The sequence below is a fragment of the Rhodococcus sp. IC4_135 genome (genome assembly GCF_011602025.1).
Taxonomy (GTDB): Bacteria; Actinomycetota; Actinomycetes; order Mycobacteriales; family Mycobacteriaceae; genus Rhodococcus_F; species Rhodococcus_F baikonurensis.
Genome location: NZ_JAAOLG010000006.1, coordinates 154,871 through 178,327, shown reverse-complemented (window position 1 = coordinate 178,327; position 23,457 = coordinate 154,871). Strand labels below are relative to the sequence as shown.

At 63.9% G+C, this 23,457-nt stretch carries 20 protein-coding genes; 11 read left to right on the top strand and 9 right to left on the bottom strand.

Annotated elements, in window-relative coordinates:
* Nucleotides 1–37: 37 nt before the first annotated feature.
* Together G8767_RS14170 and pknB are read right to left on the bottom strand one after the other, a co-directional pair.
* Nucleotides 38–466 carry a protein-tyrosine phosphatase family protein gene (locus G8767_RS14170; protein WP_124569349.1) on the bottom strand — a complete coding sequence of 143 codons (429 nt, stop codon included), beginning with the start codon at nt 464–466 and terminating at the stop codon, nt 38–40.
* A gap of 27 nt (nt 467–493) precedes the next feature.
* Nucleotides 494–2,557, bottom strand: coding sequence for a Stk1 family PASTA domain-containing Ser/Thr kinase (gene pknB, locus G8767_RS14165; RefSeq protein ID WP_166810509.1), 2,064 nt, complete (start codon nt 2,555–2,557; stop codon nt 494–496).
* A gap of 318 nt (nt 2,558–2,875) precedes the next feature.
* Here pknB and G8767_RS14160 point away from each other — a divergent pair, with 318 nt between their 5' ends.
* A complete protein-coding gene (locus G8767_RS14160) occupies nt 2,876–3,244 on the top strand; it encodes an Rv2175c family DNA-binding protein (protein WP_095969872.1) in 369 nt (122 codons plus the stop codon).
* 35 nt (nt 3,245–3,279) lie between these two features.
* Here the strand turns inward: G8767_RS14160 and G8767_RS14155 are convergent, their stop codons facing one another.
* From G8767_RS14155 to G8767_RS14140, 4 genes are all read right to left on the bottom strand, one after another.
* Complete coding sequence (locus tag G8767_RS14155) at nt 3,280–4,224, bottom strand: phytoene/squalene synthase family protein (protein ID WP_166810508.1); 945 nt, start codon at nt 4,222–4,224, stop codon at nt 3,280–3,282.
* 19 nt (nt 4,225–4,243) lie between these two features.
* Entirely contained in the window at nt 4,244–5,812 is a 1,569-nt protein-coding gene (locus G8767_RS14150; RefSeq protein ID WP_124569352.1) for an alpha-(1->6)-mannopyranosyltransferase A, read from the bottom strand.
* A 98-nt stretch (nt 5,813–5,910) separates the two neighbouring features.
* Entirely contained in the window at nt 5,911–7,503 is a 1,593-nt protein-coding gene (gene crtI / locus G8767_RS14145; RefSeq protein ID WP_095969875.1) for a phytoene desaturase family protein, read from the bottom strand.
* Between the two features lie 2 nt (nt 7,504–7,505).
* Nucleotides 7,506–8,645 carry a polyprenyl synthetase family protein gene (locus tag G8767_RS14140; protein ID WP_206029338.1) on the bottom strand — a complete coding sequence of 380 codons (1,140 nt, stop codon included), beginning with the start codon at nt 8,643–8,645 and terminating at the stop codon, nt 7,506–7,508.
* A 170-nt stretch (nt 8,646–8,815) separates the two neighbouring features.
* Between G8767_RS14140 and G8767_RS14135 the strand changes: the two genes are divergently transcribed.
* The gene (locus tag G8767_RS14135) at nt 8,816–9,805 is read left to right on the top strand and encodes a methylenetetrahydrofolate reductase (RefSeq protein ID WP_020908084.1); all 990 of its coding nucleotides are present in this window, start codon (nt 8,816–8,818) and stop codon (nt 9,803–9,805) included.
* Nucleotides 9,806–9,848: 43 nt separating this feature from the next.
* On the opposite strand, the gene G8767_RS14130 is transcribed toward G8767_RS14135, so the two are convergent.
* From G8767_RS14130 to G8767_RS14120, 3 genes are all read right to left on the bottom strand, one after another.
* Nucleotides 9,849–10,628 (bottom strand): DUF3153 domain-containing protein, encoded by a 780-nt coding sequence (locus G8767_RS14130; protein WP_166810507.1) that lies wholly within the window; start codon nt 10,626–10,628, stop codon nt 9,849–9,851.
* 70 nt (nt 10,629–10,698) lie between these two features.
* Entirely contained in the window at nt 10,699–12,297 is a 1,599-nt protein-coding gene (locus G8767_RS14125; RefSeq protein ID WP_166810506.1) for an NAD(P)/FAD-dependent oxidoreductase, read from the bottom strand.
* Nucleotides 12,294–12,899: an N-acetyltransferase gene (locus G8767_RS14120; RefSeq protein ID WP_003941672.1), complete on the bottom strand. Its 606-nt coding sequence runs from the start codon at nt 12,897–12,899 to the stop codon at nt 12,294–12,296. The genes G8767_RS14125 and G8767_RS14120 overlap by 4 nt, the downstream gene beginning before the upstream one ends.
* A 147-nt stretch (nt 12,900–13,046) precedes the next feature.
* On the opposite strand from G8767_RS14120, the gene G8767_RS14115 reads away from it, so the two are divergent.
* From G8767_RS14115 to mraY, 9 genes are all read left to right on the top strand, one after another.
* Nucleotides 13,047–13,598, top strand: coding sequence for an SAV_6107 family HEPN domain-containing protein (locus G8767_RS14115; RefSeq protein WP_235169621.1), 552 nt, complete (start codon nt 13,047–13,049; stop codon nt 13,596–13,598).
* Nucleotides 13,599–13,835: 237 nt separating this feature from the next.
* Nucleotides 13,836–14,282 carry a DUF3040 domain-containing protein gene (locus G8767_RS14110; protein ID WP_003941660.1) on the top strand — a complete coding sequence of 149 codons (447 nt, stop codon included), beginning with the start codon at nt 13,836–13,838 and terminating at the stop codon, nt 14,280–14,282.
* Between the two features lie 596 nt (nt 14,283–14,878).
* On the top strand, nt 14,879–15,310 hold the full coding sequence (gene mraZ, locus G8767_RS14105; RefSeq protein WP_003941779.1) for a division/cell wall cluster transcriptional repressor MraZ: 432 nt from the start codon (nt 14,879–14,881) through the stop codon (nt 15,308–15,310).
* Nucleotides 15,311–15,500: 190 nt separating this feature from the next.
* On the top strand, nt 15,501–16,514 hold the full coding sequence (rsmH, locus tag G8767_RS14100) for a 16S rRNA (cytosine(1402)-N(4))-methyltransferase RsmH (RefSeq protein ID WP_007730079.1): 1,014 nt from the start codon (nt 15,501–15,503) through the stop codon (nt 16,512–16,514).
* Nucleotides 16,511–17,155, top strand: coding sequence for a hypothetical protein (locus G8767_RS14095; RefSeq protein WP_124569356.1), 645 nt, complete (start codon nt 16,511–16,513; stop codon nt 17,153–17,155). The genes rsmH and G8767_RS14095 overlap by 4 nt, the downstream gene beginning before the upstream one ends.
* Nucleotides 17,152–19,026: a penicillin-binding protein 2 gene (locus G8767_RS14090; RefSeq protein WP_095969881.1), complete on the top strand. Its 1,875-nt coding sequence runs from the start codon at nt 17,152–17,154 to the stop codon at nt 19,024–19,026. The genes G8767_RS14095 and G8767_RS14090 overlap by 4 nt, the downstream gene beginning before the upstream one ends.
* A gap of 151 nt (nt 19,027–19,177) precedes the next feature.
* Nucleotides 19,178–20,812, top strand: coding sequence for a UDP-N-acetylmuramoyl-L-alanyl-D-glutamate--2,6-diaminopimelate ligase (locus G8767_RS14085; protein ID WP_124569357.1), 1,635 nt, complete (start codon nt 19,178–19,180; stop codon nt 20,810–20,812).
* Nucleotides 20,809–22,377 carry a UDP-N-acetylmuramoyl-tripeptide--D-alanyl-D-alanine ligase gene (gene murF / locus G8767_RS14080; RefSeq protein ID WP_166810505.1) on the top strand — a complete coding sequence of 523 codons (1,569 nt, stop codon included), beginning with the start codon at nt 20,809–20,811 and terminating at the stop codon, nt 22,375–22,377. The genes G8767_RS14085 and murF overlap by 4 nt, the downstream gene beginning before the upstream one ends.
* Nucleotides 22,374–23,456, top strand: a complete 1,083-nt coding sequence (gene mraY / locus G8767_RS14075) for a phospho-N-acetylmuramoyl-pentapeptide-transferase (RefSeq protein WP_003941699.1) — start codon at nt 22,374–22,376, stop codon at nt 23,454–23,456. The genes murF and mraY overlap by 4 nt, the downstream gene beginning before the upstream one ends.
* The last annotated feature ends 1 nt before the right edge of the window (nt 23,457 follow it).

The following is a 23,457-nucleotide window of genomic DNA, read 5'->3' as shown; positions in this document are numbered from 1 at the left end:
AAACGCCCTCACCTGCTCGCGCAGGTGGGGGCGTTCGTCATGGTGTGAATCGTGTGACGAATCGGCGCTGCCAGGGCATTTCGACGGCGCGGGGTGAGTAGTGTGCGCGAACGTACGCGGTGGCGTCCTTACTCGACACACCGTCCATGATGGCGAGAGCGGCCAAAGCTGTTCCGGTGCGGCCGTATCCACCTCCGCACGCGATCTCGACTCTTTCGCTTTCCGAACGCACCCACACTTCGTGCAGGGCGCTGCGCAGCGCATCGGGATCGCTGGGCAACCAGAAATCGCGCCAGCGGACCCACACCGAATCCCACACGGTGGCGGGGGGTTCTTTACCGGTCAGATAGACGCCGAAGGTGGGAAGAGGTCCGGAAGGAAGTGGATTGCGGAGTCCTCGACCCCGAATCGATCTCCCCGACGGCAAGTCGAGTATCCCGAGGCTCTCGGGTTCCCACGTGGCCATGAATTCAGACTAGGCCGAAGCGGACTGTCAGGGAATTGCGACGACGCTGATATCGGTGCCCTTGGCAACCAGGTCGTTCTTCACGCTCTGGCTGATGATTACCGAGCTGTCGTTCTGGGTGAGCTGACGCACGGTGATCTCGAGGCCGAGGCGGCCGAGTTCTTCGCGTGCGGAGGAGACGGAGCGACCGATCAGGGAGGGGACCTTCACGGAGTCGGAGATCAGGAGAACTACGGAGGTGCCGGCGTTGACGGAGGAGCCGACTGCGGGATCGGTGCCGATCACGTTCCCGCCCTCGACGGCGTCGTCGAACGTAGTTCTCGTGGTGCTGACGGAGATGCCAACCTTGTCGAGGGCGGCGCGTGCAGCGTTCTCGGACATGCCCTTCACATCGGGAATGTCCACGGGCGGTGACCCTTTGGACGTGATGACCTTGACCGAGGATCCCACGGCAACCTCGGTTCCCGGTGCCGGGTCGAGCGCTGCCACGCCGCCGATCGGGATCTTGGAGCTGAAGGTGTCTCCGCCGTCGACCGCGACGAGAGTGCGGTCGGCGAGTTGTGCGCCCAGCGCCGAGACGTCACCGCCCGCCGGAATGGGCGGGACAGTCGGACGCCCGAGCGACGTCAGCAGCGCGACGGTCGAGCCTTTGGTGACCCTGGAGCCGGAGGCCGGATCTGTCCCGATCACCGTGTCGATGGGTTGAGCGTCGGAATACTGACCCTGGACGTCGGGGGAGAGCCCGGCGTCCTGCAGCGCGGTGACCGCAGTGTCCTTGGTCAGGCCGTCGATCGAGGGAACAGCTGTATAGCGGCCCGAGCCCATCCACCATCCGCCGAAGCCCAACGCAAGCGCCAGGACCGCGATGACGAGCAGCCAGATCAGAGTGGCTCTTCGCGATTTGCGTCGTGCCTCGACAAAATGAGCGTGCGGATCGTCGGGTACCAGGTGGTCGTCGCCGAAATCGGAACCGTCGTCGAAATCCGAGTCGCCGTCGACAGTCGCCGGACGAGCAGTTTGTGCGGTGACCGCGCGAGTGTGCTGAATGCCGCCAGGGGGAGGAGAGGCCGTGCCGAGTGCCGTGGTGGCTGCCGCAGCCGGGGCCACGCCGGACGCCAATACCGTCGTGGCAGCAGGGTTCGGGCGCGCAGCAGAGTTCGGGTGTACATCCGTGGGGGGCGCAGGCGCCGGTTGTGGCCGGGCCGGCGCAACCTGCGCGCTCTGGTGCTGGGCGCTTCGACGCGGAGCCGGAACACGGTACGACGGAAGTTCCAGCTGCTCGCTCACACTGCGAAGTGCAGCTGCCATCTCACCGGCGTCGGCGAAACGATGTGCCGGCTCACGGTGAGTGGCTTCGGCAACCAGACGATCGAACTGCGCCGGTACACCAGGGATACGTGAACCTGGGCGCGGGACATCGTCGTGGATGCGTTGGTAGGCGATGGAGAGTGACGTATCGCCGGTGAACGGTGTTGTACCAGTGAGAAGTTCGAACATCAACACGCCGGTGGAGTAGACGTCGCTTCGCGTGTCGGCTATTCCTGACGTCACCTGTTCCGGCGACAGATAGGCCGCGGTGCCGAGAATCACGCTGTTGGAGGTGGTGGTTGCTGCCGCAGCTGCACGCACCAATCCGAAGTCGGCGATCTTCACCTCGCCGGTGTCCGAGATCAAGATGTTCTCGGGTTTGACGTCACGGTGAACCAGTCCCGCTCGATGCGCCACCGCCAACGCGTCCAGGACCGGTGCCACGACTGCAGCGACGGCGTGAGGCGGCATCGGTCCGCGCTCACGAAGGAGCTCACGCAAAGTTCCACCGTCGACGAGTTCCATCACGAGGAACACGTGATTGCGATCGCTGCCTTGGTCGTAGACGGCCACAAGGGCCGGATGCTTGAGCCGGGCCACAGCCCGGGCCTCGAACTCGAAACGAGTCAGGAACGCTGGATCGCCGGCGAATTGCGGGTCCATCACCTTGATCGCGACAGGTCGATCCAACCGTGTATCGAGGCCTCGATACACGGTCGACATACCGCCGCGCGCGATCGGTGCGTCCACTCGATAGCGGCGCTCGAGCATTTCGCCGATCAACCCTCGACCTCCGTAATGACTATTCCTCCGTGCTTGCGATCTGCGTGCTTGCGATCTGTCTGCTTGCGGTCTGGGTGGTAGCTGTCAGCAATGTGGGTGGTTGTATACCGCGTACTGGCTCCCGCAGTGAGGCACCGATTCACATCCACCGCGAAATCCCGGTTACTGATACGCCGCATCCCGTCCATCGTAGCCAGCGATACCGACGCGGAAGTCTCGAGAACGTCACAGAGCGCTGTGACCTGAGCGGAGCGGCAGTTTCGAGCACTGCACCGGGCGGTACACAGCGGGCTCGTCGGACCGGATAAACTTCTCGCGGTGAGCGCGATTCCTTATTGTGATGATGTCCTGGATTCTTCGGTGTCCCTGTTCCAACTGGTGGATGTGGCGAAGAACGTCGGGTTGCCGGTGAGCAAGGTTCACCAGCTACTTCGCGATCACAAGATCATCGCAGTCAAGCGTCACGGTGTTCTCGGCGTTCCCGAAGTGTTCTTCGGTGAGGACGGCCAGATCGTCAAGTGGCTGCCCGGTCTCCTGGCGGTGTTGCACGACGGCGGCTACACCGACGTCGAAATCCTTCGCTGGTTGTTCCTGGCCGACGACTCCCTGCCCGGTCGCCCGGTAGACGCACTCCACGGACATCTCGCACGTGAGGTCATCCGCCGCGCACAGGCCATGGCTTTCTGAGCCGCCGCTTTCTGGGATGCCGGCCTTCTGACAACTCATCCCATGCGGTTTTTCGCCGCGTAGGTAGCAGACCGGACGAGACCCGGCGCAGCGACACGAAGTCGCGTGCGTCCGGGAACGGATACGCGTCTATGCAGTATTCGGTAGTCGGCGCCCTCGACCTGGTCGAGGATCGCTCCGTACAGCACGAAGGCGGTACGGATCGACGGCTGGACCCGCCGGTCGAGCATCGGGATTCCGGATTCGGCAGACCGATACCGCCCTCGCGTGACGGCAATGAAGTGCGCAAGTGCGCGCTTGACACGAAGGTCCGCCGTTCCGGTTCTGCGCCCGTGCTCGAGCATCTCGATGTCGACGCCGAACGCGGAGAACTCGCTTGCCGGTAGATACAGACGTCCTCGACCTAGGTCTTCACCGACGTCGCGGATGAAGTTGGTCAGCTGAAATGCCTCACCGAGATTCGACGCGGGCACTACAGCTTCTTGCTGCGGGACGCTCACTCCGAGAATCGGAAGCATCTGCAAACCGATGACGACGGCGGAGCCGTACATGTACTCGGCAAGCTCGTCCATCGTGTTGTAGACGGGTCGAAACTTCGCCGTGTCGGGGGCGTCCATTCGCATGGACTCGAAGAAGGCGTCGAAATATGCGCGCGGGATGTCGAACGTCTTCACAGCATCGGCGAAGGCCGGGAGTACGCGTGTCAGGGCGGCGGGAACCGTCGACGGAAATTCAACTGTCACAGTGGCGTTGTCGAGTGCGGTGACGACTGCACGTTCGACGTCGGCGAGCACCGTGCCGCGTTCATGCGGACCCGACGGTTCGTCGACGATGTCGTCGACGACGCGAGCAAATGCGTAGAGTGCGTAAACTGCGCGGCGTCGAGGCTCGGGTAGCAACCGCGCGGCCAGATAGTACGTTCGGCCGTGTTCCCTCGTCACGCCCTCGCAGAATCCGTAGGACGCGGTCAGCGTGTTCATGACACGTGAATCACGCGGATCATGACGTCGACGTCGCCGAGGCCGCTGTCGGGACTTCGGCCGGCTTTTCATGCCGGCGACCGCGAAGCCGGAGTGGATCTTCCGTCTGCAAGGACAGAGCCGCGACCACAGCGGCGAAGACGGCCAGAGCCACGTGCGGGAACGTGTACAGGCCGATGGATCCGTCCGGCTGGAATACCAGCATGAGCCAAGTGGACAGTCCGGTCAGGACTGCGAGGGTGGTCGGCGACATTGCGAAACCGGCTGCTACTGCCAGCGGCCAGGAGTAGTACCAGGGGAGTGCGGCGGGGGAGAGAACGACGATGGCGACCATCACGATCACGATGCCCATGACGGCGTCGCGCTCGGTCTTGCGGTAACGCCACCACACGACGGCGATGATCGCGATCAACACAACCGCCGAGATGGTCCGGGAGACTTCGAGGATGTCGTTGAAATGGTCACCGGCGAACCAGGAGGTGGCCATGGTTCCGATGTGCGCCACGATCGTGGGCAGCGAGAGCCAGTTGATGATCTTTGCCGAACCCGAGAGTGCCGTCGTCCAGCCGAGGCCGACTCCGGCGATCAGTGAGGTGGATCCGAGTACCGCCACGAACACGGCAAAACCAGCACCGGCCGTCTTGACGAACGAGCGGATCGGTGACGCCGGTTCTCGCCCGGCCGCCGCGGCATCCTCCCGCTCGTGGATCATCCAGATCCAGACGATGAAGGGAAGTGCGACGCCCGCGGTTGCCTTGATCGCGACGGCGAGCGCGATGAGCCCTATTCCGAACAGGTGCTTACGTTCGAGAGCGAGCGCAATGCCCGCGGCCATGAGGCCGACCATGAGCATCTCGTTGTGAACGCCGCCGATCAGGTGGATCAGAACGAGGGGATTGAGTACTGCGAGCCACAGCGCGATCGAGGTGTTTCCGCCGAGCTTCGTTGCGAGATGGGGGACCGCCCACATCATCAGGGCAAGTCCCGGGAGCATCGTGATCCGCAACAGCATCGTGCCGGCGATGACGTTCTCGCCGGTCAGGCGAACGATGGCGTCGGCAAGGAGAAGGTGAACCGGACCGTACGGGGTCGTTGTCGTCGTCCACACGTTGGAGACGTTGTCGAGCAGGATTCCCGGATTGACGACCGGCCCGACGGCGTACGGGTCGAAGCCGTTGCGCAACAAGGCGCCCTGTGCCAGGTAGGAGTAGGCGTCGCGGCTGAACATGGGAACCGCGAACAGGAGCGGAAACGTCCAGACCGGAACGACGTAACGCAGACCGCGCAACGAGACGTCACCGCGCAGAGTCGAACGACCCAGCCGAACCCAGGCGCCGATCATGCACAGGACGCCGATCCAGACGATCGCCGCCGACAGAATCGATCCGTGTCCGAATCGGAGCCAGGACAGATGCATCGACTCGAGCAGCGGATCCTGGCGCCGGACGCTCCCGGCACCGAATCCGCCGAAAGTGATCATGGCGGCGCCGACGAAGCCGAGCAGTGCACTGTGACCTTCGGGGGTCCGAAGGAAGTTGGCGGCCCTTAGGTGCCACGGTCTTTCAGTGGCTGCGGCAGAGGACGTCATCGGTGCAGGTTCCTCCCCCGAGGAGATCGGTGTCGATCGGCGCGTGCAGCGCCCGAGTCGGTGAATCGTGGATGAATGGTCGGTTACGAGGGGCTAGTTTAGTTGCTCGCACGAGTGCTCACTGCGCTGGCTCGCTCGCGTGTACCGGTAATACGTTCGGCAGCGAGCCGTCCGGACAGCAGAACGGTCGGTACCCCTACCCCCGGAACGGTTCCCGACCCGGCGAGTACGACGTTCTCGAAACCCCGGGCGAGGTTCTTGCGTCGGAACGGCCCCGTCTGGGTGAAGGTGTGTGCTGCCGCGAACGGACTACCCGCGGCCATGCCCTTCTCGAGCCAGGTCTGTGGGGTGTCGACGTGATCGATCTCGAACCCCTCGACCAGTCCCGTATAGCCACGTTCTTGCAGCGTGAGGATGATTTCGCGCACGTAGGCCGGGCCGAGAGTCGACCAGTCGAGCGGCGCACTGTCCAGATTCGGGCACGGCGCGAGGACTGACAGCGGTTCACGGATCCGGCCGTCTCGCGAGAAGGCCAGACTCGGATCGGTCTGTGCCGGTCGGGTGACGAGCAGTGACGGATCACTCATCAATTGCCCGCGGCCGCGGCGTGCCGTGATCTCGGCGAAGGTGCGCTTCCACGCCTCGCCGAAGTCGATCATGTGGTGTCGCTGCGCGGGCCATCCGTCGGCGACCGCAGAGGAAACAGTGCCGTGAATCACGACAGCCGACGGCGATGTCCGGACCGGGCGCGGTCGCAATCGCGTATGGGGACGCAAGAGCGAGTTCGTGACGGCCATGTCGGGGGTCAGGACCGCGGCGTCACAGTGGAAGCGCTCACCGTCGCGTGTGTGGACGGCACGCACGCGACGATCGCTCACTTCGAGGCGTTCGACCGTGCGGCCGAGATGCAGAATTCCACCGGCGTCGGTGAAGGCGTCGGCCATCGACTCGGCGATCGTGTGCATCCCACCTTCAGGAAAGTAGACGCCGAGTGAGGTGTCCATGTGAGCGATCGCGCCGTACACCGCGAGGGCTCGAGACGGAGCAACGCCCGCATACAGCGCTTGGAAGGTGAAGATCCGCCGGAGGCGAGGGTCGCGGATCTTGCGATCCACCTGCCCACCCAGTTTCCCGAATCCGCCCAGCGCGACGAGACGGCTCAGATCCTTGATTGCGTCACGCGAATTGACCAGTCCGAGGGGAGAATCGAAGTCGGCGTCCATGAAGCGATCGAATTCGGCGTCGAAGATACGGCTCAGCCATCGGCGCAAGGCGCGGTATCGCTGCGCTTCTTCCGGCCCGCAAACACGGGAGACTTCGGCAGCCATGTCTTCGGGGTCGGCATGAACATCGAGAGCGGTGCCGTCTGCGAATCGCGCGTGGTACGTCGGATCGAGCTTGTGCACAACGAATTTGGGGTTCGTCGAGTCGGGGTCGGCGCCCACGGCCGCGAGGGCGTCGTCGACGAGTTCGGGCATCGTGAGCACCGTTGCGCCGTTGTCGATGCTGTAGTCGCTGCCCTGGTAGACACCGACCCGCCCGCCGACCGAGCTGTTGCTCTCGAGAATCGTGACGTCGCGTCCGGCGCCTCGCAGATACAACCCGGCGGAGAGTCCCGCGAGTCCCGCACCGACGATCACGACTCGATCGGTCGGCGAGCTGACGGTTCGAGTGCGGTGCACGTCTGCCACGGTCAGTAGCTTCGCTTCGTGGCCGCGATCGCCATGTCGGTCAGACGTGACTTGGCTTCTGCCGTTGCCGTGCTCGCGCCGAGGGCGTTCGCAGCTGCCTCGACGAGGGCGTCGATCTGCGTTTCGACGTCGGTGACGGCGCCGAGATCGGTGATCGCCTGGCGCAGGCTGTCGACCTCGTTGTCGGTCAACTGGGTGCCGATTCCGTTGCGGAGCAGTTGTGCGGCGGCCGGGTCTGCGGCGTCGGCGCGGGCGAGCGCCATCGCGAACAGCACCGTCCGCTTACCGGCAATGAGATCGTCGCCCGACGGTTTGCCCGTGACGGACGGATCTCCGAAGACACCGAGCAAGTCGTCGCGAAGTTGGAAAGCGACACCGATGTCGGTGCCGAACGTCCGGTAGGCATCGATCAACTCGGCGTCTGCACCGAACAGTGCGGCGCCGAGGTGCAGTGGGCGTTCGATCGTGTACGCGGCGGTTTTGTAGCGGTTGACCCGCATGGCTGCCTCGACGGTCTCGTCTCCTCGGGCTTCGTTGCTGATGTCGAGGAATTGGCCACCGAGAACCTCGGTGCGCATTGCCGACCAGACCGGACTGACTCGAGCGGCCGCCTCGGGGCTGATCCCGGATTCTCGGATCATGTCGTCCGCCCAGGCCAAGGCCAGATCGCCGATTAGTATGGCGACGGCCTCGCCGAAGTGCGCGGAGTCGCCGCTCCACTCCTGGCCTCGGTGCTGGTCTTCGAATTCGACGTGAACGGTCGGGAAGCCGCGCCTGGTCGTTGATGCGTCGATGATGTCGTCGTGGACGAGCGCGCAGGCCTGCACCAGTTCGAGGGCGGCGCACGCACGAATCACAGCGTCTGCGTCCTTACCGTTCGGGTCGCCTCCGGCACCGAGCCATCCCGTCCAGGCGAAGGACGGCCGAACGCGCTTTCCTCCGCGCAGGACGAAGGCCTCGAGGGTACTGACGGCCTTCTCGTAACCACCGCCGATGGTCGAGACGAGTTCGCGGCGTGAATCGAAGAAGTCGCGGAGCGCTCCTTCGAACAGGCCCGGCAGTTCGAGTGAGGTCGGATGCGGTGCGGTGTTGGTCGAACTCTGTCCAACGCGCGCGGTTCCTGCGGACAGGGTGGCCTCCAAGATCGGTATGTTCTCGCGCCGCAGGGTTACACGGAAGCGAGCTTGGGGCCCAGCTTAGTGGGGGTTGGAATCAACGGCGGTTCGGGCCGTGAACTGCGTGATCCTGACATTCGGGATACGCAGTCCTGGGCGATGAGCTTGTTTGCAGGTGGAAAACATATGCTTGACCGGTGACATTCGATCCAGTCAGGGGCCGCTCCAGCGAGGGGTGGGCCACCCGAACACCGTCGATCGTCGATCGGATCGCTTCCTCGACAGGTAGCCGTATTCCGTTCTCGGTCGAGTTTTCGCCGCCGCGTGACGCGGACGCCGAAGCGCGCCTGTGGCGTGCGGTGCGTACCTTCGAGCGGCTCGGACCGGCGTTCGTCTCGATGACCTACGGCGCAGGTGGCTCGACGCGCGATCGTACGGTGCGCGTCACCGGTGAACTGGCCGAAGAGACGACCCTGCTGCCGGTTGCTCACCTGACTGCCGTGTCGCACAGCACCGAAGAACTTCGCGCCATGGTCGGTGCCTACGCCGATCGTGGCATCAGCAACATCCTCGTGTTGCGCGGCGATCCGCCCGGCGATCCCCTCGGCGAGTGGAAGAAGCATCCCGAAGGCGTCGAGTACGCCGAGGAACTCGTGCGGATGGTCCGTGACCTGGGCGACTTCCACGTCGGCGTCGCGTCGTTCCCGGAGGGGCACTACCGCGCCCCGGACTTGGCATACGACACGAAGTACCTGGTGTCGAAGTTGCGTGCCGGCGCCGAGTACTCGATCACTCAGATGTTCTTCGACGTGGAGGACTACCTGCGTCTTCGTGACCGGGTGAGTGCCTACGATGCAGAACAGGGCGCCAAGCCGATCATCCCGGAAATCATGCCGGTGACGTCGCTGCGCTCGGTGCGGCGCATGCTCGAGCTGTCGGGCTCGTCGTTGCCCCCCGCTCTCGAGCGTCGATTCGACGCCGCGGCCGGAAGCGGCCCGGAAGAGAACCGTGCAGCCGTCCGAGAGCTCGGCATCGATCTGGCCACCGAGATGGGAGAGCGGTTGATCGCCGAAGGCGCTCCGTGCCTGCACTTCATCACGTTGAATTTCGCGCGCGCAACCAGTGAAGTCCTCGAGCGCCTCGGTCTCACCCCCGACACCTCTGTCGGGACAGCCCAAGCCGTCTGATCTCCGGTTGCCCGATCGACGATATTCGGGCAGCCGCCAGACGCTACTTCGTGGTGTTTTTCGGATTCTCGGGGTCAGCGTGCTTCGTGACAGGTGACTTCATGGCCGGTGCTTTCGCGGCGGGCGCGCGCTTGATCGGTGCTCGATTGCGCGCCATCCATGCCATTGCACCGACGATAATCGCGACACCGAGCGCCAGCCCGGCCATGATTCCCGCCCACCCGGCGAAGCTTCGGGTGCTGGGGTCCGCGTAGTTGACCTCGGCGCGCATCGTCGACACCTCGCCGGCGGGCAAGGTCCACGACACCCGGGAATCGCCGTCTCGTGTTCCGTTGGTCGTGCCGACCCGTGACGGGAAGGCGATGCTGACCTGGACGTCGGCGCCCTGAGTTGGGACCGTTTTCAGGTCTGCCTTGCCGTCGAGCGTGACGGTGTCCCCGGATCGCTTGAGGGTGATCTGGAACGACCCGGATCCCTCGGCATACATGGAGCCCAGTTGGGCGACGTCACCGAAGGACAGGTCGCTGAAGAACGCCTGGCTGCCGACGTATCCGTCCTTCTTGTATTCCTGAACCCGTATCTTGTCCTCGAGTGACGAAGGCGGGGTCAGCTGCGGACCCTTGTCCGCCTCGTTCGCCGGAATAGCGGCAGCTACCACCTGTCCGGTCACACGATCGTTCGCGGACACTCCCATCGACACCTGCACGCGAATACACCCTGCAAGCAAGGGAACAAGCATGAGGGCGAGCGCGGCAACCGTCAGGAAACGTTTCCGACTGGTCGGCTTGGCGGCGGGATCGGTGGACTGTTGCACAGTGGTCATCGTGCCAGCCGTGGCGTAGCCAGTCGTCGAGGCGGGGGCGTGTCGGCGGGTGAAGTTCGGCGGGTGGAGTTCAGGGCCCGCTCGTTCGACGCAGCCACCGACTCGCCTTACCCCGCCGGCTGTCGGACAGTGCGATTCGAGCGGCACTGCGACCGCTGGCTCCGGACACACCGCCACCGGGGTGTGTCGATGCTCCGGTCAGATACAACCCGTCTGCTCCCGGAACACGATGGCCGGACAGTTCCGGAAGCGGTCGCCACAACATCATCTGATCGAGTGACATCTCGACGTGCATGACATTTCCGCCGATCATCCCCAATTCCGACTCGATGTCGCGTGGAGTTTGAATGAAGCGGTCGAGGACGGAATCGGCGAATCCGGGTGCACAAGCCTCCATCTCGCCGACGATCCGGTCGGCCTCCGCCTCGGCGAGCGACGCCCAATCGCGATGACCGCTGAGGTGATACGGCTGCCACTGCGACCACAGCGTCACCTGATGCCGACCGGCCGGGGCGATCGTGGGATCGATTCCGCTGAAACTCATTCCGAGAACCGCAGGGCGAGGAGGAAGTTCCCCCGCCAGCGCTGCGCCGTGTGCAGTGCGCAAGTGGGCGCGATCGGAAACGAGCAATTGCAATCCCGAGGTAGCTTCCCGTGTCGTGGCCTCTCCGCGGTACGACGGAAGCGCAGAAGTCGCCAATCGCAGTACCGCACCGATGCCGGGGCCGACCCTGATTTTCCGCCGCCAGTGATCGAGCGTGGTTCGGTCGAAGCCCCCGCGGCCCAGAAGGTCGAGCGTGGCCAGGATGTGGCACCCGGCGATCACCTTGCGAGCGTGAACTTCTCGACCGCTCTCGGTTGTGGCTGTCCAGTGATTCGAGTTCGGGCGGATCGACGTCACGCCGTCACCGAGCGCGACGGTGGCGCCGTCGACGGCCATACGGGAGGCCAACGCAGCACTCAGTGAGCCGCTCCCACCGACTGCTCGCCCTGGCGGCAAGACGTGCATGAGGGCCGCGAAGCCGACCATCGGAGCGGTTCCCGGTTCCGACATCGGAGGCCCGGACTGGGCGCCGAACCACGCCAGCGCAGCCTTGAGTGCCTCGCTGTCGAAATACTCGTCCAGCAGTGCGTCGCCAGGCGCGAGGAACTGCCGCGACAGTTCGCTGTTGCCGCGTGCGGTGGCAAGACCTCCGAACGCACCGATCAGGTTCGATCCTGTGGGCGGTGCGGAAAACGCTTTCATGACATGTCGACTGCGCTCCGACCAGACGGCGACGAATCGCCGGTAGGAGTCGGCGTCCTTTGTCCCGCATGCTCGTTCGATGGACCGGCAGGTTGCGTCGAGGTCGCGGTGAAACACGATGCCCGGCCCGTCGGTGCCCGGGGCGGGCGGCGCGAACGCCCACGGGTCACAGTCGATGTAGCGCAGTCCGTGCGCGCCGAGTCCGAGTTCCTCGATGATGCCGCTGTGTCGGATCATGAGGTGCGCCGACGAACCCCGGTCCACCTTGTATCCGGGAAATCGCTCGACGGTCGAGACGGCTCCGCCGAGAACCGTGTCCTTCTCCAGAACCTCGACCGACCAACCCTCGCGTGCGAGGTAGGCGGCCGAAACGAGCGCGTTGTGTCCGGAGCCGACGACGACGGCGTCGAGAAGCGCGCTCACAGCGGCAGTCCACGGCCGAGGACTGCGAACGGTCGGTTGTCGCCGGCGAAACGAAATCTGCGGAGCACGTCACGAAAGCCGAGACGGCGGTACAGCCGCCAGGCACGATTGTCCTCGTCGTACACCTCGGGTGTCGACAACAGAACGCTACGTTCGGGTCGATCGACGAGGAGATGACGTAAGAGCGACTCGCCCAATCGGTGACCTTGTCCGTTCGGATGCACGTGAAGTTCGGTGAGTTCGAAGTAGTCGCTCAGAATTGCGTCGATCTCGCTCTGAGGGCGACCCGAGCGCCGAAGCCCGTGCAGTACCTGTTGATGCCACCATTGGTCCGGGCTCCCGCGATACCCGTAAGCGATCCCCACCAGCGGCAGATTTTCGTGTGACGGTTGCTGGGGAACCGCTAATGCGCCGACGGCCTTCCAGCCAGGCCGGTTCGCGTGCTCCTGCCACATCGGTGCGCGATGGAACTCGGTTCCTCGCGGATAGTCCATCGCAGTGACGTACACGGCCAGTGCCTCGTGGAGTCGACTCGCGAATTCTGCGCGATCGAGGTCGACCGTATGTGGTGTCCAGGCGATCTGCGGGTCGACCGGTCTCACCTCTTCTCTTGACGGCGTGTCGGTGGGTGCAGTTATATTGAATAGGTCGAACAGATGTTCGATGTGGGTGATCCGGAGATGCCCGAAGGGAAGCGGGCATCTCCGGCCCACCTGGTCTTGGATCCTTACGGTGCAGGAGGTGCCCCGATGTCCGAGCGTGTGAAGCCTGAACGTGTGAAGTGCCAACGAACTCTTCCTGCCGAATTGTCGAGTCCGTCGGATGCCGCAATTTCTCGATTGCCGATGTCGGCGAGGCGGTCCTTCGGCGCGACGGACGCCAGCCACCGCACTGCTCGAGCGGGAAAGTCCGGTGTGGCGTGGGGGTTGCTCCGGAAGGCGGATGCGCTTCTCGAGGAAGCGATTGGGGCGGGCGATCCTGCCGACCGGTTCCGGTGTGCCTACCTGGCCGCGTTACGTGGTGCCGGGGCAGTGTTGGCCGCAGCTCCTGCCGGTGCCGGCTCGAAGCGCAAGCGAAGCGGAAACGCGTGGGTTTTGATGGACGCCGCAGCGCCTGCGTTCGGAGCGTGGTCGAAGTTCTTCGCAGGGTGGTCCGCTACGCGTGCGGCCGTGGAAACCGGTGTGTCGATCGTGATCACGGACTCCGATTCCGACGCATTCTTCGCCGAGGTCGGCCGTTTTCTCACGGCGGTCGAAGATTTCATCGGTCAGGACACGTCCGAGCATTTGCGAGCGTCGTGAACAAATGGTCCGTGTCGGCAGTTGTTTCCGGGGAATTTCCTGGTCCGCACGGGCAAATGGTGCCGAATCGGGGCCCTTCGGCACGAATACGTACGCTTGTGGCGGAACTCGTACCCGGAGTTGGTGGTCCGAGACCTAAACTGCTCGTATTATGAAAACAGGTAATCGTCCAACTTGATTACCCGCCGCCCCACACCGTGGGGTGGTTGCCAAACTTCCAGTGCCGGGGGAGGTACCGTGCCACTCTCCGAGCACGAGCAGCGCATGCTCGATCAGATCGAGAGCGCTCTCTATGCCGAAGACCCCAAGTTCGCCTCCAATGTGAGGGGCGGCCGTATGCGGGCGCCGTCGAGTAGACGGCGGTTCCAAGCAGCGGCTCTATTCGTGCTGGGTCTGGTCCTGCTGATCGCGGGGGTTGCCCTCCCGCTCAAGCCGGGCGGTTTTCCGATCATCAGCCTGTTCGGTTTCTTGTTCATGTTCGGCGCAGGGGTGTTGTTCCTCTGGGGTGGTGGACGTAAGTCCGCGCCGGCTGCCGACTCCGCTTCCGAGGGTGGCAATCATCCCTCCGGTCCGCCGGGTAGGGGTAGTGCCGGCGGATCCGGGCGGGGGCGCGGCCGCAAGTCCGGCGGCGGATTCTCGTCGCGGATGGAAGATCGATTCAAACGCAGGTTCGAGCAGGACTAGCTCTTCTGCCCTTGGTCGGGCGTACTTCGAGAGTGATGCAGTTCGGACATGACGCCCTGTGTAGGGGCACGCACGACCACACGTGTGGCGGTCGGCAACCAAGGTTGCCGACCGCCACACGCCGTTGTTGTGGGTGCCTTACGTGTGTGCCTGCAATCCATCGAAGTGAATCAGTGACGCGCGAGCGAATCACTCGCCACCCCGGCTGCCTCTAGCCCTTCCCGCGGGCTTCCTCCACTTCGCTCCACTCGGCCCTCCACTTTCCTCCACCCTGGTCGAACTGCGACGCACGACCAGACATGGTCCCGCTCACGTCTATTCGAAAACCGCGCTTGTACTGCGATTTTGCCTGGGGGAGCGACAAATCGTGGCGTGCGGGGCCGATATGACGGCGGTGTGGGCCGGGACACGGTTACAAATTTCCCCCACGTCTCCCCACCTGCGCTGACCTGCTATTTGTCAGCAAATGATGCTGAATAGGGACCATGTGCTCCTTGTATGTGGGGGAAAGTGGGGTACTGTGGGTTCGGGCGGAGAGCTGAAGCACGATCCGCTCGATAGGGAGGGTTTCAGCGCAAGCTCGCAGGAGGTGTCGAGTGTTCCTCGGTACCTTCACGCCGAAGCTCGACGACAAAGGTCGGCTCACGTTGCCGGCAAAGTTCCGAGACGAACTGGCAGGAGGATTGATGATCACCAAGAGTCAGGATCACAGCCTCGCCATCTACCCCCGGGACGAGTTCGTCAAGCTTGCTCGAAAGGCAGCGGCAGCTCCACGCAATGATCCGGCAGCTCGGGCGTATGTACGTGCCCTGGCCGCCGGCACAGATGAACAGCACGCCGATGCCCAGGGGCGAATCACCCTCTCGGCTGATCATCGGCGTTACGCAAACCTGTCCAAGGAATGCGTAGTGACCGGCTCCGTCGATTACCTCGAGATCTGGGATCTAGCAGCCTGGGAGAGGTATCTCGGAGACAACGAAGAGGACTATTCGCAGGCAACAGGCGAATCTCTCAGCGAGATCGTCTAAGCGAAGAGCCCCCGGCGAATGCCGCGAGGCCTCTGCCCGGAAAGACCCTGACGCACTTCCCCAGCGCCAGGTTCTCCTTCGGGCAGGGACCTCGAAGCATTCTCCTTCTCGAACAGTCATCGCCTTCTCGGAAAGTCAGCACCTTTTCGAAAAGTCATCGGAAATCATGAAAGTAGGAGCCGGAGCAATCATGGTGGATCACGAGGTGAACGAACCCTCGGATGCCGATGGCTTCGCGCACGTCCCCGTACTACTGCATCGCGCCGACGATCTTCTCGGTCCTGCCATCACAGCCGTTGGCGACGGTGGCGCAGGCGCATACATGATCGATGCGACGTTGGGGCTCGGTGGCCACTCCGAATTCTTCCTCGGCAAGTACCCCGGCCTTCACCTCATCGGTCTCGATCGCGACACCAACGCACTCCGTATCGCTTCCGAGCGTCTGGCGCCGTTCGCGGACCGAACGACGTTCGTACACACCACGTACGACGGGATCGAGGACGCGCTGGAACAGGCCGGCCTGCCGTCGACGGAGTCGGTTCACGCGATCCTTTTCGATCTGGGTGTGTCGTCGATGCAGTTGGACGAAGCAGACCGAGGTTTTGCGTACTCGATCGACGCTCCTCTCGACATGCGGATGGATCAGACGGTCGGGCTGACCGCGGCAGAGGTCCTGAACACCTACAGTCACGGCGACCTTGCTCGCATTCTGAGCACGTACGGGGAAGAGCGGTTCGCCGGAAAGATTGCGTCCGAGATCCTTCGGCAGCGTGAGCGTGAACCATTCACCACCAGTGCAGCTCTGGTCGAATTGCTGTACCGAACAATCCCGGCAGCCACACGGCGTACGGGTGGACACCCGGCCAAGCGCACCTTCCAAGCGCTGCGGATCGAAGTCAATGCCGAGTTGGATTCGCTTCGTGCCGCCGTTCCTGCCGGACTCGACGCACTGGCAGTCGGTGGGCGAGTGGTGTTCATGTCCTACCAGTCGCTCGAGGATCGAGTTGTGAAGGCGGAGTTGGTTCCCCGCTCGAAGTCCACCAGCCCCGAAGGTCTACCGGTCGAGTTGCCGGGTATGGGGCCGGAGTTCCGCATTCTCACCCGTGGCGCAGAACGTGCGTCAGAGCAGGAAATCGAAGAGAACCCACGGTCAGCTCCGGTGCGTTTGCGTGCCGCAGAACGCATTTCCAGGAGGCGGGCATGAGTCGTCAGGGCAAATCCGGTGCAGCGCAACGCGCATACGACAAGCGCACCGCACGGGCGGCAGGCCGGACCGGAACTGTCGCTGCTGCCGGCCCGACTATCTCTCCTCGGGCGATGCTCAAGGGGCGAGTACCGTTCGTGGCCTCCGTTATCGGACTTCTGTCCATCGGTCTCGCGGTGACTCTGCTGCTGACCACCCGCGCTGCCGAGGATTCCTACCAACTGAGCGACGCGCGTGCATACAACCAGTCTCTGGTCGAGCAGAAAGCAGCGCTCGAACGCGACTTCCAGTCGCGTAACTCGGCTCCGGAGTTGGCAAATCAGGCAAGCGCTCTCGGAATGGTCCCCGCCAAGGACCCTGCACGCCTGGTAGTTCATCCCGATGGTTCGGTCGAGGTCGTCGGAACGCCGACTCCCGCAACTGCCGGAGCGATGCCGCCGCTCGATGCGCCCACATCGGTGCCCGCACCGACCGCGACGCCCCCGCGCACAACGACACCCGTTGTTCCGGGAGCCACGCCGAGCGTTCCGAATAACACGCGAAACCTCGCGCAGAGTGAACAATTGGTTCCTGTGATCCCCACGACGACAGCACCCGCCACCACGACGGCGGTGCCTGCTCCGCCTGAGGAACGTCGGTGAGTCAGAACTCCCGTAACAACCCCGGTCGGCGTCCGCGCCGCGCGGCTACCGCTTCCTTCCCGTTTCGTCAGCGAGTCGGTCGTATCACCATGTGTGGTGCGCTCGCCGTTGCGGCATTGCAGCTCTTGTGGATTCAGGGAATCGACGCGCCGAGCCTGGCTGCGGAATCTGCCAATCAACGAACCACGACGCAGGTCGATCCTGCCGTACGCGGCTCGATAACCGATCGCAACGGAAACCCTCTCGCATTCACGATGGAAGCCAAGGCGCTGACCTTCCAGCCGGTGCGGGTACGCAAGGAACTCGAGGAAGCGCGCGCCAAGAGCATCGAGCAGGGTGCCGAGGGTGACAAGCAGGCCCCCGAAGTGAGCGATCGCCTCGCTGAGATCGCCGCCGGAATCCACGCCAAGCTCGGCGATACCGTTCCGGAAAAAGATCTGCTTCAGAAGATGAACAGCAACGAGACGTTCACGTACCTCGCGCGCAGCGTGGACCCGGCAGTTGCTGCCGAGATCTCGGACAAGTTCCGGGAGGTCGGCCTGGAGCGACAGGACATCCGCGAGTACCCCGGTGGCTCCCTGGCTGCGAATCTCGTCGGCGCGACCGGCTGGGACGGGCACGGTTTGCTCGGCCTCGAGGATTCGATGGACTCCACGCTCGCCGGAACCGATGGATCCGAAACGTACGACCGCGGTTCCGACGGCGCTGTGATCCCCGGTAGCTGGCGTGACAAGCAACCGGCAGTCAACGGTTCGGGTGTCGAGCTGACCATCGATTCGGACCTCCAGTTCTACGTTCAGCAGCAGGTCCAGATCGCCAAGGACAAGTCGGGCGCAAAGAACGCTTCGGTGGTGGTCATGGACTCCAAGACGGGACAGGTGCTGGCCATGTCCAACGACAGCACCTTCAACCCCGCGATCGGCATCGACAAGAACGCGCCGACAGCCGAAATGGGCAATCCGTCGGTCAGTACGCCGTTCGAGCCCGGATCGGTGAACAAGATCGTCACCGCGGCAGCGGCCATCGAGGACGGTAAGACAACTCCGGACGAAGTTCTGCAGGTCCCGGGCAGCATCACGATGTCCGGTGCCACAGTCAAGGACGCGTGGGATCACGGTGTGGCTCCGTACACCTCTACCGGTGTGTTCGGAAAGTCCTCGAACGTCGGCACCTTGATGCTCGCTCAGCGAGTGGGCGAGGATCGCTACGCAGACATGCTGAACAGGTTCGGCCTCGGACAACGCACCGACGTCGGGCTTCCCGGCGAGAGCGCGGGCAGCGTTCCGAGTCGTGACCAGTGGTCCGGCGGAACCTTCGCGAACTTGCCGATCGGGCAGGGTCTTTCGATGACAACCCTGCAGATGACCGGGATGTACCAGGCCATTGCCAACGACGGCGTGCGAATTCCTCCGCGGATCGTGAAGTCGACTGTCGATTCTTCCGGCACTCGGACCGAGACACCGCAGCCCGAGGGCGTCGAGGTGGTCAGCGCCCAGACAGCGGCGACGGTTCGGGACATGTTCCGATCGGTCACTCAGGAAGACACCGGCAACCAACGAGGAACCGGTGTTGCCGCGGGCGTCGAGGGATACCAGGTCAGCGGAAAGACCGGTACCGCGCAGCAGGTGGATCCGGCATGCAAGTGCTACTCCAACTCCAACTACTGGATCACCTTCGCGGGAATCGCGCCTGCGGACAATCCTCGATTCGTGATCGGAATCATGCTCGACGCACCGGTTCGCGGCGTGGACGGCGGCGGCGGTCAATCGGCAGCACCGCTGTTCCACAACATCGCGTCGTGGATGCTCCAGCGTGACAGTGTCCCGATGTCGCCGGACCCCGGTCGCAAGTTGGTGTTGCAGGCGGACTGATTGCGGTGTGTCGGTTTCGACACGGTCTTCGGGTGAATCCCGGACACGGTAATCTCAAACGTCGCAGTAACCTCATTCATCGCAGTACGCCGAACTTTGCTTGCGCTGCGACCGCCAAAGAACAACGACAATTGCCAGGAGTCGAGTGACAGTGCCGAATCGTTTGCAATCGTCGAACTCGGACGGCGCTCCCGGGACGCGTCCGACACAACCGGTTGCTACCGCGATCACGGCGCTCTCCGAACTGTCCGGGGCTCGCCTCGAATGGGTCGGGCAACCGGGATCACAGTCGTCCGAGGTCGTCGTCAAGGGCGTGGACCTGCGTGCGCAAGGAATCGTGAGCGATGACCTCTTCGCCGCTCTGCCCGGCGCAAGGACCCACGGCGCTCAGTTCGCCGTCGACGCTCTGGGGCGTGGTGCGACCGCGATCTTGACCGACGAGGCCGGCCTCGAATTGATCGAGGCCGCTGACAAGGCGCCCGACCGGTCCGTCCCGGTTCTCGTTCATCCGAATCCGCGGGATGTGCTCGGTGAGATCTCAGCGGAGATCTACGGACGGCCCTCGGAGAAGATGCAGGTCGTCGGCATTACCGGCACATCCGGCAAGACCACGACGTCGTACTTGCTCGAAGCAGCGATTGCCGGAGCCGGCCGCAAGCCGGGGCTGGTTGGCACCATCGAGACTCGGATCGACGGCCGTCGGGTGCCCAGCGCTCTGACCACTCCCGAAGCTCCGCAACTCCATGCTCTGTTCGCCGTGATGGCAGAGCAGGGGATCGATACCGTCGTCATGGAGGTGTCCAGTCACGCGCTCGCTCTCGGACGCGTCGACGGCATCCGCTTCGACATCGGCGCGTTCACCAATCTTTCGCAGGATCACCTGGACTTCCATCGGGACTTCGAGGAGTACTTCCAGGCCAAGGCTCGGTTGTTCGATCCCGAGTCGACGGTGCGAGCCGAGCATGCCGTCGTCTGTGTCGACGACGTCTGGGGTCGACGGATGGCTGAGCTGGCCGCGACCGACGAGAGCGATGCGGTGACCACGGTCTCGACCTCGACGGCCGAGGCCGAGTGGAAGGTCGGCGCAGTCGAGGTTGCCGAGGACGGCTCGCAGACCTTCGAATTGGTCGGGCCGGACGGACAATCGTGGCCCGTCTCGCTTCGCCTCCCGGGTCGATACAACGTGGCCAACGCAGCCTTGGCGCTGACTGTCAGCTTCGCGGCCGGACTCGATCCGGACGCTGCTGTTCGAGCACTCGGAACGGTGGATGTCCCCGGACGCGTCCAGCGGATCGACCGCGGGCAGAGCTTCTTGGCGGTGGTCGACTACGCCCACAAACCGGCAGCGCTCGAAGCCGTGATCGCCACCCTGCGCAATCAGGTTCCCGGTCGAGTGGCTGTGGTCGTCGGTGCGGGCGGTGACCGCGACGCCGGCAAACGCACCCTCATGGGCGAAGCTGGCGCGAGGGGCGCAGACCTGCTGATCGTCACCGACGACAACCCGCGCACCGAGGATCCGGCGAAAATTCGCGCTTCGGTGATGCGAGGCGCCGTCGACGTTCCCGAATCCGAACGCGGCGAGGTTCGCGAAGTGGGGGACAGGGCGCTCGCGATCGAGCAGGCGGTTCGGTGGGCGCAGCCAGGCGACGTAGTTCTGGTCGCAGGCAAAGGCCACGAAGTGGGTCAAGAAATCGACGGGGTCAAACACCCATTCGACGACCGCGAGGTGTTGGGCGAAATGATCGGCCGATTCGCGATCAACACAGCACATGGAGGCAAGCAATGATCCCGATGACGCTCTCTCGGATCGCCGAGATCGTCGGAGGAACCCTGCATGACGTCGACGATCCGTCGACTCAGGTGACAGGAACCGTCGAATTCGATTCGCGCAAGGCTGGTCCAGGTGGACTGTTCCTCGCACTCCCCGGCGCACGCGTCGACGGTCACGATCATGCGGAAGCGGCGGTGGCAGCCGGTGCTGTGGCGGTGCTCGCGGCGCGGCCGGTCGGGGTTCCGGCGATAGTTGTCCCGTCGGTACCGAACGACGGTCCGAGCGCGGTGATGTTGCTCGAACACGACACAGACGGATCGGGGGCTGCTGTCTTGCATGCCCTCGGCCTCCTGGCCAGGGCCGTGGTTGACGAACTGGCGGCAGAGGGGTCGGCTTCGGGGGGCGGGCTGACTCTGGTCGGTGTCACCGGTTCGGCAGGCAAGACCTCGACCAAGGACCTGATTGCGGCGCTGCTTCGCGAGCGCGGCGAGGTGGTCGCTCCACCAGGCTCGTTCAACAACGAACTGGGTCTGCCGTGGACCGTGCTCCGCGCCGACGAGAAGACCCGCTTCCTCGTCCTCGAGATGTCGGCCCGTGGGGTCGGTCACGTCGGCGAACTGACCAAGATCGCGCCGCCGAAGATCGGCGTCGTTCTCAACGTGGGTACCGCCCATCTCGGTGAGTTCGGTTCGCGTGAAGCGATCGCGGTCGCCAAAGGTGAACTGGTGGAAGCACTCCCGTCGGCAGCCGACGGTGGAGTTGCAGTGCTCAACGCCGACGATCGCATGGTCGCCGCAATGGCGAGTCGAACCAAGGCTCGGATCGTATTCGTCGGTCAGTCGGAAGACTGCGACGTTCGGGCGACCGACGTGGTTGTCGACGATCAGGCCAGGGCTTCCTTCACGCTGAACTGTTCACAGGGTTCTGCACGTATTCGATTGGCCGTTCACGGCGAACATCACGTGAGCAATGCTCTTGCCGCTGCGGCCGTCGCACTCGAGAACGGCCTCACGGTTGCCGACATCGCACGTGTCCTCGAGGGCACGAGGGCAGCGTCCGCGAGGCGGATGGAAGTCACCGAGCGCGCCGACGGCGTCACCGTCGTCAACGACAGTTACAACGCCAATCCCGATTCCATGCGCGCCGCCCTCAAGGCGTTGGTGTCCATGGCGCGATCGGATCGGCACTTCGGGCGCCGTAGCTGGGCTGTGCTCGGTGAGATGGGTGAGCTCGGACCGGAATCGGTTGTCGAGCACGACGCGATCGGTCGCCTTGCCGTCAGACTCGATGTCAGCAAGTTGATCGTCGTCGGAACGGGCCGCACTTCGCGTGCGATGCATCAAGGAGCGGTGATGGAGGGGTCGTGGGGTGACGAGTCCGTCGTCGTGCCCGACGCAGCTGCGGCAATCGCCATTCTCGAATCGGAACTCGAACCGGGCGATCTCGTCCTGGTGAAGGCGTCCAAGTCGGTCGAACTGTGGACGGTCGCCGAAGCAATTCTGGCCGCAGCGCCCAGCGCCGACAGCGACAACACCGGTGACGAGAACAGCGATGGCGAGAACGGCGGGGATTCGCAGTGATCCAGATTCTTCTCGCCGCAGGCATCGCGCTGGCGGTCTCCATCATGCTCACGCCGATCCTGATCAAGGCGTTCTCGAAACAAGGTTTCGGGCAGGAGATCCGAACCGAAGGTCCAGCCAGTCACCAGGCCAAGCGCGGCACTCCGACAATGGGTGGCGTCGCGATCCTGACCGGAATCTGGGCCGGCTATCTCGGCTCACACCTCATCGGTCTCGGCATGGACAACGCGGAGGGGCCATCGGCGTCCGGCCTACTCGTTCTCGGTCTGACCACCGCGCTCGGTGGAGTCGGTTTCCTCGACGACTTCATCAAGATCCGCAAGCAGCGCAATCTCGGACTGAACAAGACAGCGAAGCTGGTCGGCCAGTTCGTCGCTGCCATTGCCTTCGGAATCTTGGCCCTTCAGTTCCGCGGTGACGACGGGCTGACTCCGGGCAGTGTTCATCTGTCGTACGTTCGCGACATCGCCACCGTCTCACTCGGGTCCGTGGTCTTCATCGCTTTCTGCTACCTACTGGTCAGCGCGTGGTCCAATGCCGTCAACCTGACCGACGGCCTCGACGGACTGGCCGCCGGAGCAATGAGTTTCGTTCTCGGCGCCTACGTCATCATCACGTTCTGGCAGTTCCGCTACTCGTGTGAGACCAACCCCGGCAAGGGTTGCTACGACGTCCGAGATCCCCTCGATCTTGCGGTGCTCTGCGCGGCCGGCGCCGGCGCGTGCATCGGTTTCCTCTGGTGGAATGCCGCACCCGCCAAGATCTTCATGGGCGACACCGGTTCTCTTGCCCTGGGCGGCATGCTCGCCGGATTGTCGATCACCACCAGCACGGAACTGTTGATGGTTGTCATCGGTGCGCTGTTCGTCGCGGAGGCCGCGTCGGTGGTGATCCAGGTAGCGGTGTTCCGGTCCAGCCGACGGCGGGTCTTCCGAATGGCGCCGTTCCATCACCACTTCGAACTCGCCGGGTGGGCTGAAACCACGGTGATCATCAGATTCTGGTTGCTGGCTGCTATTGCGTCGGCTATCGGATTGGCACTCTTCTACAGCGAATACCTCGCAGCGCTCGGAGGCTGAA

Bases quoted from the DNA above. Each gene is read 5' to 3' on its own strand.
- rsmH (WP_007730079.1), top strand. From the start codon at position 15,501: ATGGTGGATCACGAGGTGAACGAACCCTCGGATGCCGATGGCTTCGCG.
- G8767_RS14130 (WP_166810507.1), bottom strand. From the start codon at position 10,628: ATGACCACTGTGCAACAGTCCACCGATCCCGCCGCCAAGCCGACCAGT.
- G8767_RS14150 (WP_124569352.1), bottom strand. From the start codon at position 5,812: ATGACGTCCTCTGCCGCAGCCACTGAAAGACCGTGGCACCTAAGGGCC.
- murF (WP_166810505.1), top strand. From the start codon at position 20,809: ATGATCCCGATGACGCTCTCTCGGATCGCCGAGATCGTCGGAGGAACC.
- G8767_RS14155 (WP_166810508.1), bottom strand. From the start codon at position 4,224: ATGAACACGCTGACCGCGTCCTACGGATTCTGCGAGGGCGTGACGAGG.
- G8767_RS14170 (WP_124569349.1), bottom strand. From the start codon at position 466: ATGGCCACGTGGGAACCCGAGAGCCTCGGGATACTCGACTTGCCGTCG.
- G8767_RS14115 (WP_235169621.1), top strand. From the start codon at position 13,047: ATGTCCGAGCGTGTGAAGCCTGAACGTGTGAAGTGCCAACGAACTCTT.
- G8767_RS14095 (WP_124569356.1), top strand. From the start codon at position 16,511: ATGAGTCGTCAGGGCAAATCCGGTGCAGCGCAACGCGCATACGACAAG.